The following is a 16,799-nucleotide window of genomic DNA, read 5'->3' as shown; positions in this document are numbered from 1 at the left end:
CATGTCTTTGAAAGCTGAATATCTAAAAGCACTGATTGCCACAGAGCATAAAGGAAGCCTTTCTGCTGCTGCGGCTGAGTTGGGTATTACGGTTTCCAGTGTTAGCTATGCTATTCGCCAGTTAGAAGATGAGCTGGGTGAATCGTTACTCAACCGGGATAACTATCGGGTCAGCCTCACTGAAGCTGGGCAGGCGGCGGCTAAATATGGCACCGAAATTCTCCGTTTGCACAGCAGTCTTATTGCCGAGGTGAACCATATTGCCCATGGCTGGGAACAGGAATTGCGGATTGTATTTACCAATATGCTGCGCAGTGAAGTGTTGTTTAACTGGATCGGTGAGTTCTATCGGCTTAACACGGGCACGCGCATAAGAGTCATTCGTGAGGTCTATAGCGGTACCTGGGATGCGCTATATGATCAGCGGGCCGATCTGGTTATCGGCGCAATAGGGCGTCCTCCCCATGAAGTAGATACACACTCGGTACCTATAGGGCGCCGCGACCTGAGTCTGGCGATGGCGGTGGATCATCCGCTGGCCGATCTGCCAGAACCACTGACGATGGAGCAACTAAATCAATATCGCCAAATAGATGCCGGCGATAGTAGTCGTCTGATCGATAGCGGATTAAACAGTCATCGCTTTTCAGCCAGTGAAAACCGTCAGGAACAGTTAATTGTGCCGGACCTGTTTGCTCAGAAGGAAGCGATCCTGAGTGGTATCGGAGTAGGTTTTTTACCGCTGCACATGATCGAGAACGATATCGTCAGTGGACAAATTAAAGTACGTGAAGTTTTAAATCGGGATAGCAGTTTAGAGCTGTTTACCTGTTGGCGTCAGTCCAGCCGGGGGAAAGCGCTGGAGTGGTTTACTCAGCGACTTTTACAGCAGGACTACCGTCAGGAGTTTCTCTGAATTAACCAATAATGGTCATATAAATGAATAAAAAAATAAGTTTCTGGCAGCTGGATAAGCTTTCTTCTGACCAACAGGAACAACTGTTGCAGCGTACCGAGTCTGATCTGAGTAACTATATGACACAGGTTCAACCGATTATTGAACAGGTGCGCCAGCAGGGTGACGTTGCGCTAGTTGAGTTTGCGCGGCGTTTTGATGATGCCCATATTACCGCTGATCAGCTGCGGGTTGATGCATCAGAGTTTGACGCCGCCAGCGCGCAGGTCGATGAGCAAACCCTGACCGCGATCCGTTTTGCTGCAGACAATATCCGCCGTTATCACGAAGCTCAAAAGCCTGGTGAAATGACTATGCAGGAAGTGCGTAGCGGTAGCTTTGTCGGTGAACGGTTTTTACCTATTCCTTCGGTGGCTTGCTACGTACCCCGGGGTAAGGGCTCGTTTCCCTCGGTACTGTTGATGAACGCGATTCCGGCACTGGTTGCGGGGGTGAAGCGAACGATTGTGGTGACGCCTCCGGGGGCCGACGGTAGTGTCGATGCCGCAACGCTGGTGGCCTGTCGCGAAATAGGTATCACTGAAGTCTATAAGTGCGGTGGTGCACAGGCCGTCGCTGCAGTGGCTTATGGTACTGAAACCCTGCCTCGTTGTAGTAAAATTGTCGGTCCGGGGAGTCCCTGGATGGTGGCTGCTAAACAGCTGTTGTCGAGCCGGATCGATCCGGGTATTCCAGCCGGTCCCTCTGAATCGATAGTGTTTGCCGATGACAGTGTTGATGGTGCCCTGGCCGCGCTGGATCTGTTGATTGAAGCGGAACACGGGCCGGATTCTTCCGCCTACCTGGTGACCACATCAGCCGAAGTTGCGGAAGCTGCTATCGCTGCGTTTCCAGAGCACTGGAGCAATATGAGTGCGCAACGGGTCGAATATTCATCAACGGTACTTTCGGGACTAATGGGGGGAGTCGTACTGGCTGGCAGTACTGAACAGGCATTTACGTTTATTAATGCCTATGGCCCAGAACATCTGCAGATACTCAGTACCGATCCCTGGCAGTATCTGGGCCGCATTGAAAATGCCGGTGAGGTGTTATTAGGTCAGCATTCACCCAGTACCTTAGGTAATTATGTACTGGGCTGTAATGCGGTACTACCTACATCCGGCGCAGCTGCCACGGTATCTCCGTTGGGAGTGATGGATTTTATGAAATTTATGTCGGTGGCCTATGTGACAGAAACCGGTTACCCCGAGATGGCTGAACAAGCCCGGGTGTTGGCGACCTATGAAGGTTTTGATGGCCATGCCAATGCGGTGTCTGAATTGCGCAAGAAGTACTTAAGGTAAGTACCTCAGGTAGCTAAAGCTCTGTCATAGAATACTCTTGTCTAAGCGGCACTTTTATAGAAGGTGTCGCTTCAGCATCTACTTCATGTTTGAAATGCGCTGAAGGCGATATTTATATTCGAATTATTAGGTCACTTCTGCATCCATCAATATACCGAAAGCGGACATGCTTTGTATTGTTGTAAACGTCTGCAAGCGCCACACTGCGGACTTTTTTCCTAACTGTGATAATTATAATATTGCTACCAAATCGAATATTCGGTTCAGCTGAGGGGACCTACACATTATTTGAAGTATATTTCCCGCACAGACTTTTCTACGTTTTTTCTAAGCATGGCTACAAACAACTTCTCAACCTCTGTCAGAGGAATGTTTTCTGGAGTCACCAGATACACGTCATTTACCGGTAAATCATCATAGGGGGGTAATTGATATAGTATTCCCATTTCTACGAATGGTCTGGCACCCTCAACCGTGAGCGCACCGAATCCCACGCCGGCAAGGATTAAACGACGTACTTCTTCCTCATTGGAAGAAACCGCTACCAGCTTTCCCCAACACTGTTGTTCGGCACGAAGCTTGGCAACCTCGTTTAGCCCTTCACCTGGCTGATCACTCTCGAATGAAACATAAGATAACCCACTCAGGTCATCCAGTTTCAGATTCTGTTTACCAAATAACGAATGACCGCGGCTACAATAGAACGCCATCTGTTCATATCCAAGCAGATCAAAACGAAGTCCTGTTTGAGCTGTTTTTTTGTTACTTAATCCAATATGTAACTTACCTTTAGCTACCGCGCTAACAATATCAGCACTTGGTTGCGTGTTAATAGTTATCAGAACTTTGGGATAAAGAGCATGGTATTGGGCCAGCGTTTGATCAAAGGAAGGACTGTAGATATGGCTGGCGATCTGTATGCTTATCTCGCCTTGAACTGAGCCTTCATCCTCTGCGAATTGTTCTGCCATATGGGAAATAATATTGCCGGCCGACGTGGCATATTCGTACACACGCAGGCCTTGATACGTTAGTGAAAACATCCCTTTTTTCCTCAGGATAAGGCGCATCCCAAGATGATCCTCCAACCTTTTCAGAGCATTGCTGACGCTCGGTTGGCTGAGCGAAAGTTTACGCGCTGCCCCAGTGATACTGCTTTCATCAACGATGGTGAGAAAGGTGTACAGCAGGTTCCAATCCAGATTGCGTAACAAACGTTCACGTGGCGATAACATTTCTACTTTCCTATCCAAAGAACTCTAATTGATACATAGCTCCAGCCTATGGATAGCATAATAATAATGCATTTGCCAAATGTAATTGTATTTTAGACACTGTCCCTGTTGTTCCTGTACTGCCTGCAACTCAAGCGCGAGGCGGTCAGGATTGCCATTTATGAGCGGAGTTATACTCCAAGGGAAAATAAAATGAATAAGAACCTATGTTCGTTGGCACTATCCGTATTCCTCGCTGCAGTTCCTCTAACCCAAACGGTTGCGGCAGAGACGACCAACCTGCGTATCGGAACTGAAGGCGCCTATCCTCCATTTAACTATTTCACGGCTGATGGAAAGTTAGCTGGTTTTGATATTGAGGTTGGTCGGGCTCTCTGTGAAAAGATTGAGGCTAAATGCACTTTCGTGGCGCAGGATTGGGATGGAATTATTCCTGGATTACTGGCAGGCAAGTACGATGTCATTATTGCCTCCATGTTCATTACAGAGAAGCGTAAAGAAAAAGTCGACTTTACCAACCCATACCAAAAATCTGCAATGACCTTTGTGGTCCCAAAAGATTCTGCACTGACTGAGTTTTCACCAAAAGCATTGGCCGGAAAGACCATTGGTGCACAGGGATCGACCACACAGGGAGAATACCTTTCTGCTTTATACCCTGATTCAGATGTTCGTTTATATCCAACCCAGGATGCCGTCAATCTTGATTTGGTTTCCGGTCGTCTGGATGCGCAAGTTGGCGATATGATTCCGATGCTTGATTGGACTAAAAAATCTGATGACGGTAGTTGCTGTAAGCTCGCTGGAACACCCATTACAGAGCCCAAGTATGTCGGCGATGGTGTTGGCATGGCCCTGCGACAGGAGGATGACAAACTGCGTCAGAAGTTAAATACGGCACTGGCTGAAATCGTAGCCGATGGCACCTATAAGGCCATCAACGATAAATTTTTCTCGGTCAATATACTCACCTTGAAATAACGCATCCGTATACGGTTGTACAAGATTATTGTGCTTTAGTTCGGAGGATGCAGTATGGAGTGGTTCGAATATCTGAGTTTCGGTGATAGCGGCTGGGGAGATGAGCTGGCTAGCGGCTTGGGCATAACCCTGTCATTGGCCCTGGTTTCGTTGCCCATTGGGTTAGCTCTGGGCTTTGCAGTCGCTGCTGCATCCGTATCCGAAAGGCCTGTTCCCCGTATCATCGCGTTCTTTTTTACGACGACGATTCGTGGGCTGCCTGAGCTACTGACGCTGTTTATTATTTATCACGGCGTCGGGCTGCTAATTAGTAAAACGCTGAAGTGGTTCAATCCTGAGGCCGGTTTTTTTGAGCTGAGTCCTTTTGTTGCGGGTGCTGTGGCGCTGGGGCTTGTATTCGGCGGCTATTCAGGTGAAGTGCTGCGCGGTGCGTGGCAAGCGCTGGATAAGGGACAGCAAGAAGCGGCTCAGGCTATTGGCATGAATCGCTTACAAATCTTTCGCCTTATTGAGTTTCCACAAATGCTTCGCCTGGCTTTACCGGGGTTGGGCAACCTGTGGATTAATCTGCTTAAAGACACTGCACTGGTTTCGGTAATTGCATTGAGTGACTTGATGCGAATCGCAAGCGTAGCCGTTGGTGCAACCAAAAAACCGTTCCTGTTCTTCCTTACTGTTTGTCTTATCTACTGGGTGATCTGCATTTTCTTCGAGTGGTGTATCGCAAAAATGGAAAAACGAGCCAACCGCGGAATTCGGGCGTCATAGCTGTCGAGGGTAAGATTTAATGTTTGAACTACTTATTAACTACGGACCAAAGTTACTGGATGGTGCAGTCATGACCCTGCAGCTGACGTTTATTTCGGTTTCTATCGCGGGGCTGCTGTCGTTGCCACTGGCGATTTTACGCCGAAGCAAAAATATTCTGTGGCAATGGCCTATACGACTGTATGTCTCCTTTTTTCGCGGCACGCCGTTGTTGGCGCAGCTCTTTCTGGTCTATTACGGCTCAGGCCAGTTTCGCCCGGAACTGACTGAGCTAGGGCTCTGGTGGTTCTTTCGGGATCCGTATTACTGTGCGCTGCTCACCTTCGCATTGAATTCAACGGCCTACCAGCTCGAAATTCTTCGCGGTGGTTTGCAAGCTGTGCCTTATGGAGAGGTTGAAGCAGGGGTTGCGCTTGGTATGCCACGTCGATTGCTATATCAGAAAATTATTCTGCCACATACTTATCGAATTGCATTCCCGGCGCTGGGCAATGAAATCATCCTGATGCTGAAGGGCGGGGCAATTGCCAGTGTTATCACCCTGTTGGATGTGATGGGACATACCCGCCGGGTGTTTTCTCAGACCTTTGATATATCAGTGTATTTATGGGCGGCACTTATTTATTTGGTGATCACCACTGTTTTCGTCCTGGTGTGGCGATTACTCGAGAGACGTCTGACCCGCCATATGTTCTATCAGAGAGATATCAAACGTATAACGCCAGTTGAAGCAACGAGCACCAAGATGGAGGCATCTAATGTCAACTAAAAGTATTTCCGAAGCAGCACTGTACGCAGAAGACCTGCATAAATCTTTTGGTGGAATAGAGGTTCTGAAAGGAGTTTCACTGACGGCCCAGAAGCACGATGTCATTAGTATTATTGGTTCCAGTGGTTCTGGAAAAAGTACCTTTTTACGCTGCATGAACCTGCTTGAATTTCCTGATGCAGGAAAAATCCGGGTACATGGAGAGAAGCTTGATCTCTCCCAGAATTCTCGGGGAGGACGTTCAAAACACGTCCAACAGCAGATTGAACGCATTCGCTCATGTTTAGGGATGGTGTTTCAGTCATTTAATCTGTGGTCTCACATGAGTGTTCTTGAAAACGTCATGCTAGGCCCTTGCAGTGTACTCAAACGTAATAGGGATGAAGTTGAAGTTCAGGCCAGGGCATTGCTCGATCGTGTAGGGATGTTGGAAAAGTGTCATATGTATCCTGATAACCTTTCCGGTGGCCAGAAACAACGTGTCGCTATTGCCCGGGCGTTAGCTATGGATCCGGATGTCATGCTGTTTGATGAGCCTACTTCGGCACTGGACCCTGAACTGGTCAATGAAGTGTTGCTGGTAATTCGTGAACTCGCTGAAGAAGGGCGGACCATGATAATGGTGACTCATGAAATGCGCTTTGCCCGCGATGTGTCTTCCCAGGTGGTCTACCTGCACCAGGGCCGAATCGAAGAACAGGGCTCCCCCGAGCAACTGTTTAACAATCCTCGATCTGAGCATCTGCAGCGATTCTTGTCATCGCAATATTGATTTATACAGCTATTTTCATCACCACGAAAACGAGAAATAAATTATGAACCAAGCCGTTGCTTTACACCCCTGGAATAGACCGAATCATTTAAGCAGTGAGGAAAATCAATTAACAATTGATGGAGTTAAAGCCATTGATTTAATTGAGCAGTATGGCTCTCCCTTATATGTCTATTCAGAAAATAAACTACGACAAAATGCACATGATATTCTCAGTAATTTTCGTCGAGTTCATGAAAAAACCCGAGTTTGTTTTGCCAGTAAAGCTTGTGCCAATATTGCCGTTTTGAAGGTGTTCAAAGATGCAGGTTTGTCTATTGAAGTGAATTCAGGTGGTGAGTTTTTCAAAGCCTGTACCGCAGGCTATCGGCCAGAGGATATGGTTTTTAATGGTGTAGCCAAACAGTACGGCGAGCTGCATGAAGTTATAGAAGCAGGAATTAGAGCAATTAATGTTGATTCTCTTTCAGAGCTTCAGCGTATTCTGAAGGTGGCGTTATCATTAAATAAGAGAGCCAATGTTACTTTGCGCATTATTCCGGAAATCAAAGGTGGGGCTTCCGCTGGGTGGGAAACTGGGACGTCTGAATCAAAATTTGGTATGACTCGTGAAGAGCAGGTGTTTGCCATTGAGCTGATTAATAGTCATCCCGATTATTTAAAGATGACCGGTATACATGCCCACATAGGAACCCAGGTCAATGATATCAGTGCATATCAGGCTGAAGCCAACTTTTTAATTGATTACGCTAAAGAGGTCCGTGAATTATTACCTTATCGGTTGGAGCATATTAATTTGGGGGGCGGCTACCCTAAAAATTATACAAGTCATCAGGAAAACCTGGATACGGTAGCGGAGCATTACAAACAGAATTACCGTACTTGTATTGATTTCAATGTTCTATCTGAAATTTTAATTAAACCTATTACGAATGCATTAGGTTGCGATATTGAAATTATTGTTGAGCCGGGGCGAAGTATGGTCAGTGATGTTGCGGTAATGCTGACACGCATTGAAGCGGAAAAAAGCCGGAATCAGAATCCTGTGTATTATTTAGATGCGGGCTACAGTGTGCTGTTTGATATTTACAACGGCTGGTATTTTCACATGGTGAATGCATCCCGTTCCGATGACACCGATACCAAATTGTGTCGCATGGTGGGGCCGCTATGTGATAGCAGCGACACCTATTACGACATTGAAGGAGAAGGCCGGGTAAAATCCCTTCTTAAAACTGAATCAGCATTTGAGGCTCACCAAGAAGTATTGGAACAGGTGTTGGTACATCAACCTAATATGCGCGAATTACCCGTTAATACTCAAGTAGGGGATGTAATTGCATTGTTGGATACTGGTGCTTACGCATTAGAGATGATGAATGAATACTGTGGTCGACAAGCTTCTGCTGCTGTATTGGTGGATTTAAACCAAGATAGTCGTTTGATTCGTCGTAGGGCAAAGTACGAAGACTTATTAACATACGATGTAGTTTGTAATAGTGAAGGAAATAGCTGTTGAAAGCTAAGCGATATTTCTCATTAAATACCTGTATCGATTGATGCAGGTATTTTTTCAAAACACTGGTCGATTTACTCCGTTTATATCTCCTCATTTATCCTTAGATGACCGAAGCTTTGAGTTATCAGGGTGTCGCCACATCATCAAAAAAGCCAAAAATATTACAGGGTAATCCAGGTCCTGAGTTCGCCGATTCTCGTTACATAGCAGGTATTTCGGCTTCTATATGTGAGAGCTGTAGAGATCTGAGCAGCAGGATTGGGTCAGCAAAACAGCACCTAATGCGATTTATAATAAGAATCTAATTGCAAATCATTATCATTACAAATAAGCTTCGCCACTATCTTTTATCAATCTTATTGGAGAGCGCAGTGAGCAGAAGAAGCCCGAGAAACTGGAAGCGATTTAACCGAAAAATTCACTATTGGGGTGCGGTGATCATTGCGATACCTGTTTTGATTGTATTGATCAGTGGCCTACTGCTGCAGGTAAAAAAACAGGTGACCTGGGTTCAGCCTGCTTCGGAGCGTGGGGTTGGTAAGGTACCGGAACTGACCTTTGAACAGATCCTCACTATTGCCAGCGAAGTGCCTGAAGCGGAGATCAAGGGCTGGAAGAATGTTGATCGCCTGGATGTAAGGCCTAAGAAAGGCATAGTGAAAGTGCGGGCGAAAAATCGCTGGGAAATTCAGATCGATAATAAGACCGGAGATATTCTTGCGGTTAATTACCGTCGTTCTGATCTGATTGAGGAATTTCATGATGGTTCCTGGTTCCATGAGCACGCAAAACTGTGGCTATTCCTGCCGGCATCACTGATTTTATTGGTGTTGTGGGGAACCGGAATTTACATGGCTCTACTGCCTTATCTCAGCCGACGTAAGAAAAGAAATGAGTCGATTACCAGACTTGATGGAGACGCTGTTCTGGCTAAATAGACCCTAATTGATTCTAGGGCTAGCAGTGGGGCGAATCTAGAAGCTGCTCGCCCTGCTGTTTATGAGTGGATGGGAAAAGTACGGTAAAAAATATTAGATATGTTTTTCCTGCAGGTACCACAGAAAATATTTATTTGAGTTCGTTTTGGGGTTAGAAAATGGTCGCTTTAATTTATGGATCTACCACGGGCAATACTTTAGATATCGCCGTCAAAGTGGCCCAGATGCTGGGTGAAGAGAACACAGAACTGTTTGATGTTAAAGACGTAGGGCTGGATATTATTAACGCTTTTGACCAGTTGGTGTTTGCCATTCCTACCTGGGATTACGGCGAGGTTCAAGAGGACTGGGATGAGGTTTGGCACGAAGTCGATGACATCGATTTTACCGGCAAAGTTGTCGCCTTTATCGGTCTGGGTGACCAGCTGGGATATTCTGAGTGGTTTGTCGATGCTATGGGCATGTTACACGACAAAATAGTTAATCGCGGGGCGCAGGTTATCGGGCACTGGTCAATTGATGGCTATGATTTTGAAGATTCGAAAGCGCTGACTGAAGATGGTAAGGCATTCATCGGGTTGGCACTGGATGAAGATACTCAACGAGATTTGACGGACAGTAGGCTGGTAGAGTGGTGCAATCAGATCAAACCATCAATAGGCTTGTTGGCCTGATAAGCTAGCTATAAGAGCTGGGGATATCATACTTTTTGCATGATTCTATCTGTAGCCACCCAGGTAAAACTGAGTGGCTTATCTTCTACCTTCAGATGCGTCAGCATTTCAGTTTTATCACTGAGTCTATTCGACGTTAAAAAATTAGCACTTAAATTAGCACTTAAATTAGCGGCGCTGTGAGCGTTTTAAGGTTTCAGGCACCAGAGTGCAAACAACGGTGTGTTGAGAGATTTCATCGCGTGAATAATGTCGGGTGGGTTATAGACATAGCCGCCGGGCCCTGGAGATGTCCAGGCAAGATCCTTTTGTCGCCACAGCCCTTCACTTAGCACAATATAAATTTCAGCTGGTGGGTGGTGGTGATCCGGGTAAGTGATGCCGGGTCGCATCAGGGTGATACCTACAATAATGTCTTCGCGAACTTCTAGCCCCTTTGGGCCAATAATCTCTGCATTAACATGACCCTTCATGAATGCGGGAGAATCCGGTGCTGACCTTTTGTACCATGGCAGAACATCGCAAATCGCTTCGATAGAATGGATCAGCCCGTGAAGTTCGTCAGGCAGATCATCAATAGATTTATATACCCGAGTAAGCTCCTCTACTAAAGGGTTTGGCTGATCTGATGGGCGGAAATGGCCAGGCTTTGATTCGAGTCGTTGGCATAGTGTATCTGCAACGATCGCTGCCTCTGCATTCCTGCATTGAGATGAGAGCCATGATGGAGACTTTAGTAATTGACTAAGTTGTATGCGTAATTCATGAATCTTGTTATCCATTAAACAACCTTACTAAATTTTTATGAATTAGCTTGTCTGAATTATACTTGCCTGCATTAGCTTCTCGGGATTAATATTTAAGAATCAACTTTTCATGACTCGCTTTTTGGAATCAATACTTTTATATAAAACAGCTGAATCATAAGAACAACCATAAGAATAAAGTATATCGGATATTTTAGTTTTAATTAGCTTTACTAATAATAAAAAACCGGTCAATAGACCGGCTTTTTATCTGTCCCGAAGGGGAATTAAGGGATCAGAAGGTGCGGGAAACCGTAAAGACTAAAGTGTTGTCGTCCAGGTCATCGGTGGTTGCACCTTTAACGTCGTTGGTCAGGTATGCCAGAGACAGGTCCAGGCCTGCGGCGCTGCCGGAAACGCCTACGGAGAAGTCGCTGTATTCAGCATCCTTATAAGCCTCACCTGAGGTATAACCGGCATGAAGATCCAGATTTACCTGCTCGGTAATTGCAGTGCTGTAATCCAGCGCTATGTATTGGTAGTCATCACCGCTGTTTATATAGTCAGGAGCGTAGGCGAATAACAGGGTGACATCTTTGTAGGATGCCCGCAGATCCAGCTCCGCGAAGTCGATATCGGTACCGTCGCTATAGCCGTGGTATTGGAAGTAATACAGGGTTGCGTCGTAGCTGAGCTCGTCAGTGATATCACCGTAGCGGCCAATGTAGTAATCGATCTCAAGGTTGGCATTGTCAGTATCGCTAAAGTTTACATTACTACCCCAGATACCGGCATAGACACCGTTATCAAAACCAACATCCAGGCTGCCTTGCAGGGCAGGATTCCCCGAAGTCTGCGAAACACCCCGGAAGCGGTAATCATTGGTGAAGGATACGGTGCCGGATACTTCGGCGGCCTGGGCAGAGAAGGTTGCAGCAAGCAAAGCGGCTGGAGCTAACCAGGTAAGTTTCATCTTCTTTCCTTATTATTTTATGGAGATATGACAGCGTTTAAACTGCATCAGCATAGGACTGATGCCATAAATATAAGGGGCTTTAGAGGGTAGATAAAATATTATAATTTAATGGTTTGTATTATAAAAAAGTATATAGATTTATCTGTTTGTCAGTGTTGTTTTTCTGGTATATCTGAATCGGTTTTATATTGTTGTTGGCCTGAAGGAAATACCTGGCTAACTGTTTAGCCGCTGGAAATTATAGCTGGAAATAATGAAGGCATAAAAAAAGGAGAGTTGAACACTCTCCTGTAAAACACAGAAATTGGCAACTCAGAATAATGGTGGATTATTCAGACTTTCTGTGGGAGTTCGATCTGGTTCAAGAAAACAGATCGTCGACGGTAACAGAACATACTAATAACCACCGGCATGGCCGGTGGTTAGGCGATGATGAAGTCAGGCTTAGATAAAGCCTTCCTGCTTCAGGTCTTCGGTGGTCGCTTCGATACTTTCACGCAGAGTCGCGACCAGGAAATCGATATTCTCTTTGGTCAGGGTCAACGGCGGAGACAGTACGTTCATATGTGCTAATGGACGAACGATCAGACCTCTTGCCTGGCAGTGATCAGCAATACGGTTGCCGACTTTTGCATCCGGGTTGATCAGTTCTTTGCTGTCTTTATCAGCTACGTTCTCGATGCACATCATGAATTTACGACCACGCACATCACCAACGATCGGTAGATCGATAAGACCCTTCACCTGTTCTTCAAAGTAAGTGCCCATATCTTTAACATGACCGCAGATATTTTCCCGCTCCATGATCTCGATATTTTTAACGCCGGCAGCACAGCTAACCGGGTGGCCGGAATAGGTGTAACCGTGGGTGAATAGTGCACCATCAGCCTGAGGCTTACTGATCACATCGTAAATCTCATCAGAGATTATGGTCGCGCCCAATGGCAGGTAACCGGAGGTCAGGCCTTTAGCGCAGGTGATCATGTCCGGCACGATACCAAACTCATCTTCCGAGGCGAACATGTGACCCAGGCGACCGAAAGCGGTTACCACTTCGTCAGATACATAAAGCACACCATACTTGCGGCATACATCCAGAGTACGTTTGTGATATCCCTCTGGTGGTACGATTACGCCGCCAGCACCCATAATTGGTTCAGCAAAGAATGCCGCTACATTGTCTGGGCCCAGCTCCAGAATCTTATCTTCCAGTTCTTGTACTTTTTCGTCACAGAACGCTTCGATACTTTGTTCTGCCGGGCGGCGGTACGGGTTAGGGCAAGAAATATGGTGTACCAGCTCTTCTTCAATATCGAAACCTATGTGATCAAACTTAACGCCGGTAATCGACATCGCCATATAGGTGCTGCCGTGGTATCCGTCGATGCGGGAGATGATCTTCTTCTTGCTCTGCTTACCTAGCTGATTAAAGTAGAAGTGGATCATTCTTACAGCGGTATCGTTAGCAACTGAGCCGCCACAACCGTAGAACACGTGATTCAGATTGCCAGGTGCCAGTTCGGCCAGTTTAGCGGCTAGTTCTGCAGCAGGTACCGTTGTGTGATGACCAAAACTTGAGTAGTAAGGGATCTTCATGATCTGCTCTGCAATGGCATCAGCCATCTCTTTGCGAGCATAGCCGATATTTACACACCATAGCCCACCGATGCCATCCAGGTATTGCCGACCTTCACCATCTGTTACATGAACGTTATCGCTGTCAGCGAGGATCATTGATCCGGTTTCTTTAAAGGTAGAAAAATCGGTCCATGGGTGAATATAGTGGTCTTTGTCCTGTTGCCATACTTGTTGCATATCGATGTTTTTATTATCGGACATTTTCGGGATCACTCCTCAGTTTGTAATTATTGCTATACCAAATGCTTGCATACTAAGTTAAGTGTTTAGCCGGTATAAATAAAATATTAATTTCTTTGCTTTAGTATTAAAAAAACAAATCTAGAGGTCAGTGTATTAATAAAACCTTAGCAGTCAGGTGACTGGCTGATACCTCTAAGTATAGTGTTGCTCGGGTGATTAATTCAGGTCTGCACTGACTAAAAAGTCAGGCCGGATATAGCGTCTGGTGAATAGCTTTTCTGATCGACTATTTTACGGATAGCCATTTGTAGATTGCCCTGTATCAAGTGCTGTTTATTCAGAACCGGGAGCATCTACATTTAACTGACTTATCAGGGTAAAAAAGGGGTGGCGGCCTATACCTGCCACCCCGATACCTGGCCGGAGTCAGGTTTGAACTGACTCCGGACAGTAACTTGCTTCGCCTGCCTTAGTTGCATTTTTTGCAGGCAGGGATGCTGTCATTCAGCTTTCCTTTATTCAGCTTCCAGGGCTTTCTCGATCGGTTCAGGTTTGAACAGATCCTTCTTCATTACTACTTTGACCCAGAATACGCCGATGACAGAAACAACCGCCAGAACAACACCGGTCGCTGTAAATATCTGATTACTTAGCTCGGGTGCAGGCGACGCGTAGATCACCGCATAGATCATACCTGCAATACCAATAATCTGTGGCAGAGGGTAGAACGGAGTCTTATAAGGGCGCTTGATATCCGGGTAACGTCGGCGCAGGGCGATAACATTAACGTGAGTAATGATGTAGGCCAGTAACCAGGCGATAGCCGCTGAGATCAGTAACAGGCCGATGGCATCTGGATTATCACGCATTACCAACATTGGCAGTCCGGTGATAGCAGCAACAAACAATACGGCAACCCATGGTGTTTTGTTCTTAGTCAGTTTTTTCAACTGTGGGAATGCCTGACCATTTTGTGCCATACCGTAGAGCATACGAGGTATCGCTGCCAGTGAAGTGTTAACCGTACTACAAGTCGCAGTAACAGCGGCAACAGCCAGGAAGCTAAGGCCAATATCACCAAATACTGCTTTAGCGAAGTCGTAGTGAGGCAGAGGCGAACCTGCCAATGCGTCGGCAGGGATATAGAGCAGTGCGCCTAAGCAATAAATCGCGATAGTCACAAAGATAACCGTAACGCCAATAAGCATAGATCTTGGGATGTTACGATTTGGATTTTTTGATTCTTCTACCAGAGGACAAACAAATTCTGCGCCCACATAACCCCAGATAGCCAGAGCAACCAGAGTGATTACCTCAGCGCCAAGCGGATTCCAGGTGCCGGTCAGATCGATACCTTCAGGATGCGGATTGGCAAAGCCACCTACAGCACTCAGGCCCAGAACCAGTAGTACAACAACCATGATGAAAGCCAGAGCTGACTGCAGCTTGGCGAACAGATCGATACCCATCAGGTTAAGTACGGTGAAAATACCCAGCAGGCCAAAACCTACAGCATATTGTGGGAAAGCGCCCGGGTAGATCTTTTCAATAATGAAATCGACCAGTAACAATTCGGCAGATAGCGCAAACATTGCAACTACAACGTAACCTGAGAATACCGCGAGAATCGCCGGGAAGTGGCCCAGAGCAACCTCGGTATAACTACTGAGACTACCTGCGCGGGGAATCATCAGAGACAGTTCTGAGAATGAGTAGATATAGGTTAGTGCCAGGATATAGCCGATTGCCAGCGGGATGATGAATCCCAGACCTGCGATACCAGCACCTTGAAGCATGAGAACCATAACACCCTGTGAAACGACCAGGCCAACGGCGACAGCTAGCAGTGAGCCTAGGCCCAGTACTCTGCTGAAGCCCGACTTCTGGCTTTTCTCAGCGCTGACGTCAGCGCTGGTGGCATATGTGGAGTTGTCAGACATTTTTCGCTCCTGAAATAGAGTTCTTATATTTTTGTTATCAGGTTAGTGTTAAGTATGAGCCATAATAAATGGCTCAGGTAAGTTGTTGTTATTTATCCTCCTTGGGATGTTGAAGTGCTGAGCTCGTTGATCAGGCGCGCCATAAAGGCTTCGCACTGTTGAAGTTGAGAGTTGTGGATGAATTCGTCAGGTTTATGGCCCTGGTCCATATTGCCAGGCCCACAAACAACGGTAGGTATGCCCAGTACATTACTGAACAGGCCGCCTTCAGTACCGAAGTTAATGTTGGCGTTAGCGGTGGACTGAGCCAGTTTTTTTACGAAGGCGACAACTTCAGCATCCTCTGCTGTGCTGAGACCTGGGTACTCGGTGGTAATCTCGATTGCGATATCGCAGTTTTGATCGGTAAGGCGCATTTCGGCTAAAAGCTCTTCAGCGTAGTTTTCAAATTGCGCTAATAAATCACGGGGATCTTCCTGGGCAATATTGCGGATTTCAAACAGGAACTCACAATGATTAGGCACTATATTCAGGGCAGTACCGCCTTTCACTGTGCCGGTATGTACTGTGCTGTGGGGAATATCATAGCCCTCTTCAAAGGGGCCAAAGTCTTCTTTATTCTGGGCTAGTTGCTCTAACCAGATAATCATACGGGCGGCATAGTTCACCGCATTGACACCCAAAGGCGCCATGCCAGAATGGCACTCTTTACCTGTGACAGTCACTTTCGCAGCCAGCTTGCCCTTATGTGCCGTTACCACCTGCATAGAGGTTGGCTCGCCGATAATGCAGATAGCCGGTTTCAGCGGTTGGTTTTGCATCGTATGAATCAGACGGCGTACACCGACACAGCCGATCTCTTCATCGTAGGAAAATGCCAGATGGATAGGGGTATGTAGAGTTTGATTAATCATTTGAGGAACGGCTGCCAGAACCACGGCAATAAAGCCCTTCATATCGGTTGTACCACGTCCGTAGTAGTAACCATTTTCTTCGGTGAGCTGATATGGCTGACGAGTCCAGTTCTGACCAGCAACAGGTACGGTATCAGTATGGCCAGATAGCATAACGCCGGCTTTATCCTGAGGGCCGATGGTTGCGTACAGGTTGGCTTTCTTCTCTTCAGCATCGTAGATCAGCTGACTAGTGACACCCAGGTTCTCCAGATACCCCTGAACATACGCCATCAACTGCAGGTTTGAGTTGCAGCTGGTGGTATCAAATCCGATCAATTGATCAAGGATCTCAAGGGTAAGTGGCTGTGCCATAGTAACTCCGCATTATTGTTTTGTTATTGTCGCCTTAGCGAAACCGCCTTCCCTGGCGGGTACTTACAGTCTTCCTGTACAGATGTTCTCAATGAGTAACTGACCGGTGTTGAGCCGTGAGGAACGCCGG

General features: G+C 46.6%; 15 protein-coding genes. 9 read left to right on the top strand and 6 right to left on the bottom strand.

All coding sequences use genetic code 11. From position 1 onward, the window contains the following. The first annotated feature begins 1 nt into the window (after nt 1). Together EHS89_RS03165 and hisD are read left to right on the top strand one after the other, a co-directional pair. Nucleotides 2-916 carry a LysR family transcriptional regulator gene (locus EHS89_RS03165; RefSeq protein ID WP_124924643.1) on the top strand — a complete coding sequence of 305 codons (915 nt, stop codon included), beginning with the start codon at nt 2-4 and terminating at the stop codon, nt 914-916. A 23-nt stretch (nt 917-939) separates the two neighbouring features. Beyond that, nucleotides 940-2,262 (top strand): histidinol dehydrogenase, encoded by a 1,323-nt coding sequence (gene hisD, locus EHS89_RS03160; RefSeq protein ID WP_124924642.1) that lies wholly within the window; start codon nt 940-942, stop codon nt 2,260-2,262. 284 nt (nt 2,263-2,546) lie between these two features. Here hisD and EHS89_RS03155 read toward each other — a convergent pair whose 3' ends face one another. Further along, entirely contained in the window at nt 2,547-3,497 is a 951-nt protein-coding gene (locus tag EHS89_RS03155) for a LysR family transcriptional regulator (protein WP_124924641.1), read from the bottom strand. Between the two features lie 192 nt (nt 3,498-3,689). Here EHS89_RS03155 and EHS89_RS03150 point away from each other — a divergent pair, with 192 nt between their 5' ends. The 7 genes from EHS89_RS03150 (at nt 3,690) to EHS89_RS03120 (ending at nt 9,918) form a co-directional block, all read left to right on the top strand. Further along, nucleotides 3,690-4,478, top strand: a complete 789-nt coding sequence (locus EHS89_RS03150; RefSeq protein WP_124924640.1) for an ABC transporter substrate-binding protein — start codon at nt 3,690-3,692, stop codon at nt 4,476-4,478. 54 nt (nt 4,479-4,532) lie between these two features. Then, nucleotides 4,533-5,246 carry an ABC transporter permease gene (locus EHS89_RS03145; RefSeq protein WP_124924639.1) on the top strand — a complete coding sequence of 238 codons (714 nt, stop codon included), beginning with the start codon at nt 4,533-4,535 and terminating at the stop codon, nt 5,244-5,246. Between the two features lie 19 nt (nt 5,247-5,265). Then, nucleotides 5,266-6,015 carry an ABC transporter permease gene (locus EHS89_RS03140; RefSeq protein ID WP_124924638.1) on the top strand — a complete coding sequence of 250 codons (750 nt, stop codon included), beginning with the start codon at nt 5,266-5,268 and terminating at the stop codon, nt 6,013-6,015. Further along, nucleotides 6,005-6,787 (top strand): ABC transporter ATP-binding protein, encoded by a 783-nt coding sequence (locus EHS89_RS03135; RefSeq protein ID WP_124924637.1) that lies wholly within the window; start codon nt 6,005-6,007, stop codon nt 6,785-6,787. Before EHS89_RS03140 ends, EHS89_RS03135 begins: the two co-directional genes overlap by 11 nt. 43 nt (nt 6,788-6,830) lie before the next feature. Then, the gene (gene lysA / locus EHS89_RS03130) at nt 6,831-8,306 is read left to right on the top strand and encodes a diaminopimelate decarboxylase (protein WP_124924636.1); all 1,476 of its coding nucleotides are present in this window, start codon (nt 6,831-6,833) and stop codon (nt 8,304-8,306) included. 371 nt (nt 8,307-8,677) lie between these two features. Next, nucleotides 8,678-9,244 carry a PepSY domain-containing protein gene (locus tag EHS89_RS03125; protein WP_124924635.1) on the top strand — a complete coding sequence of 189 codons (567 nt, stop codon included), beginning with the start codon at nt 8,678-8,680 and terminating at the stop codon, nt 9,242-9,244. A gap of 158 nt (nt 9,245-9,402) precedes the next feature. After that, nucleotides 9,403-9,918 (top strand): flavodoxin, encoded by a 516-nt coding sequence (locus EHS89_RS03120; protein WP_124924634.1) that lies wholly within the window; start codon nt 9,403-9,405, stop codon nt 9,916-9,918. 188 nt (nt 9,919-10,106) lie between these two features. Here EHS89_RS03120 and EHS89_RS03115 read toward each other — a convergent pair whose 3' ends face one another. The 5 genes from EHS89_RS03115 to argE form a co-directional block, all read right to left on the bottom strand. Then, entirely contained in the window at nt 10,107-10,700 is a 594-nt protein-coding gene (locus tag EHS89_RS03115; RefSeq protein ID WP_124924633.1) for a dimethylsulfonioproprionate lyase family protein, read from the bottom strand. Between the two features lie 259 nt (nt 10,701-10,959). Next, the gene (locus EHS89_RS03110) at nt 10,960-11,637 is read right to left on the bottom strand and encodes a TorF family putative porin (protein WP_124924632.1); all 678 of its coding nucleotides are present in this window, start codon (nt 11,635-11,637) and stop codon (nt 10,960-10,962) included. Between the two features lie 447 nt (nt 11,638-12,084). Further along, nucleotides 12,085-13,479, bottom strand: a complete 1,395-nt coding sequence (locus tag EHS89_RS03105) for an aminotransferase (protein ID WP_124924631.1) — start codon at nt 13,477-13,479, stop codon at nt 12,085-12,087. Between the two features lie 497 nt (nt 13,480-13,976). Next, nucleotides 13,977-15,401, bottom strand: coding sequence for an APC family permease (locus EHS89_RS03100; RefSeq protein ID WP_124924630.1), 1,425 nt, complete (start codon nt 15,399-15,401; stop codon nt 13,977-13,979). Nucleotides 15,402-15,493: 92 nt separating this feature from the next. After that, nucleotides 15,494-16,669 carry an acetylornithine deacetylase gene (gene argE / locus EHS89_RS03095; RefSeq protein ID WP_124924629.1) on the bottom strand — a complete coding sequence of 392 codons (1,176 nt, stop codon included), beginning with the start codon at nt 16,667-16,669 and terminating at the stop codon, nt 15,494-15,496. Between the last annotated feature and the right edge of the window lie 130 nt (nt 16,670-16,799).

The sequence above is a fragment of the Amphritea balenae genome (assembly GCF_003858655.1).
GTDB lineage: Bacteria > Pseudomonadota > Gammaproteobacteria > Pseudomonadales > Balneatricaceae > Amphritea > Amphritea balenae.
This window is presented reverse-complemented; position numbering and strand designations above follow the sequence as displayed.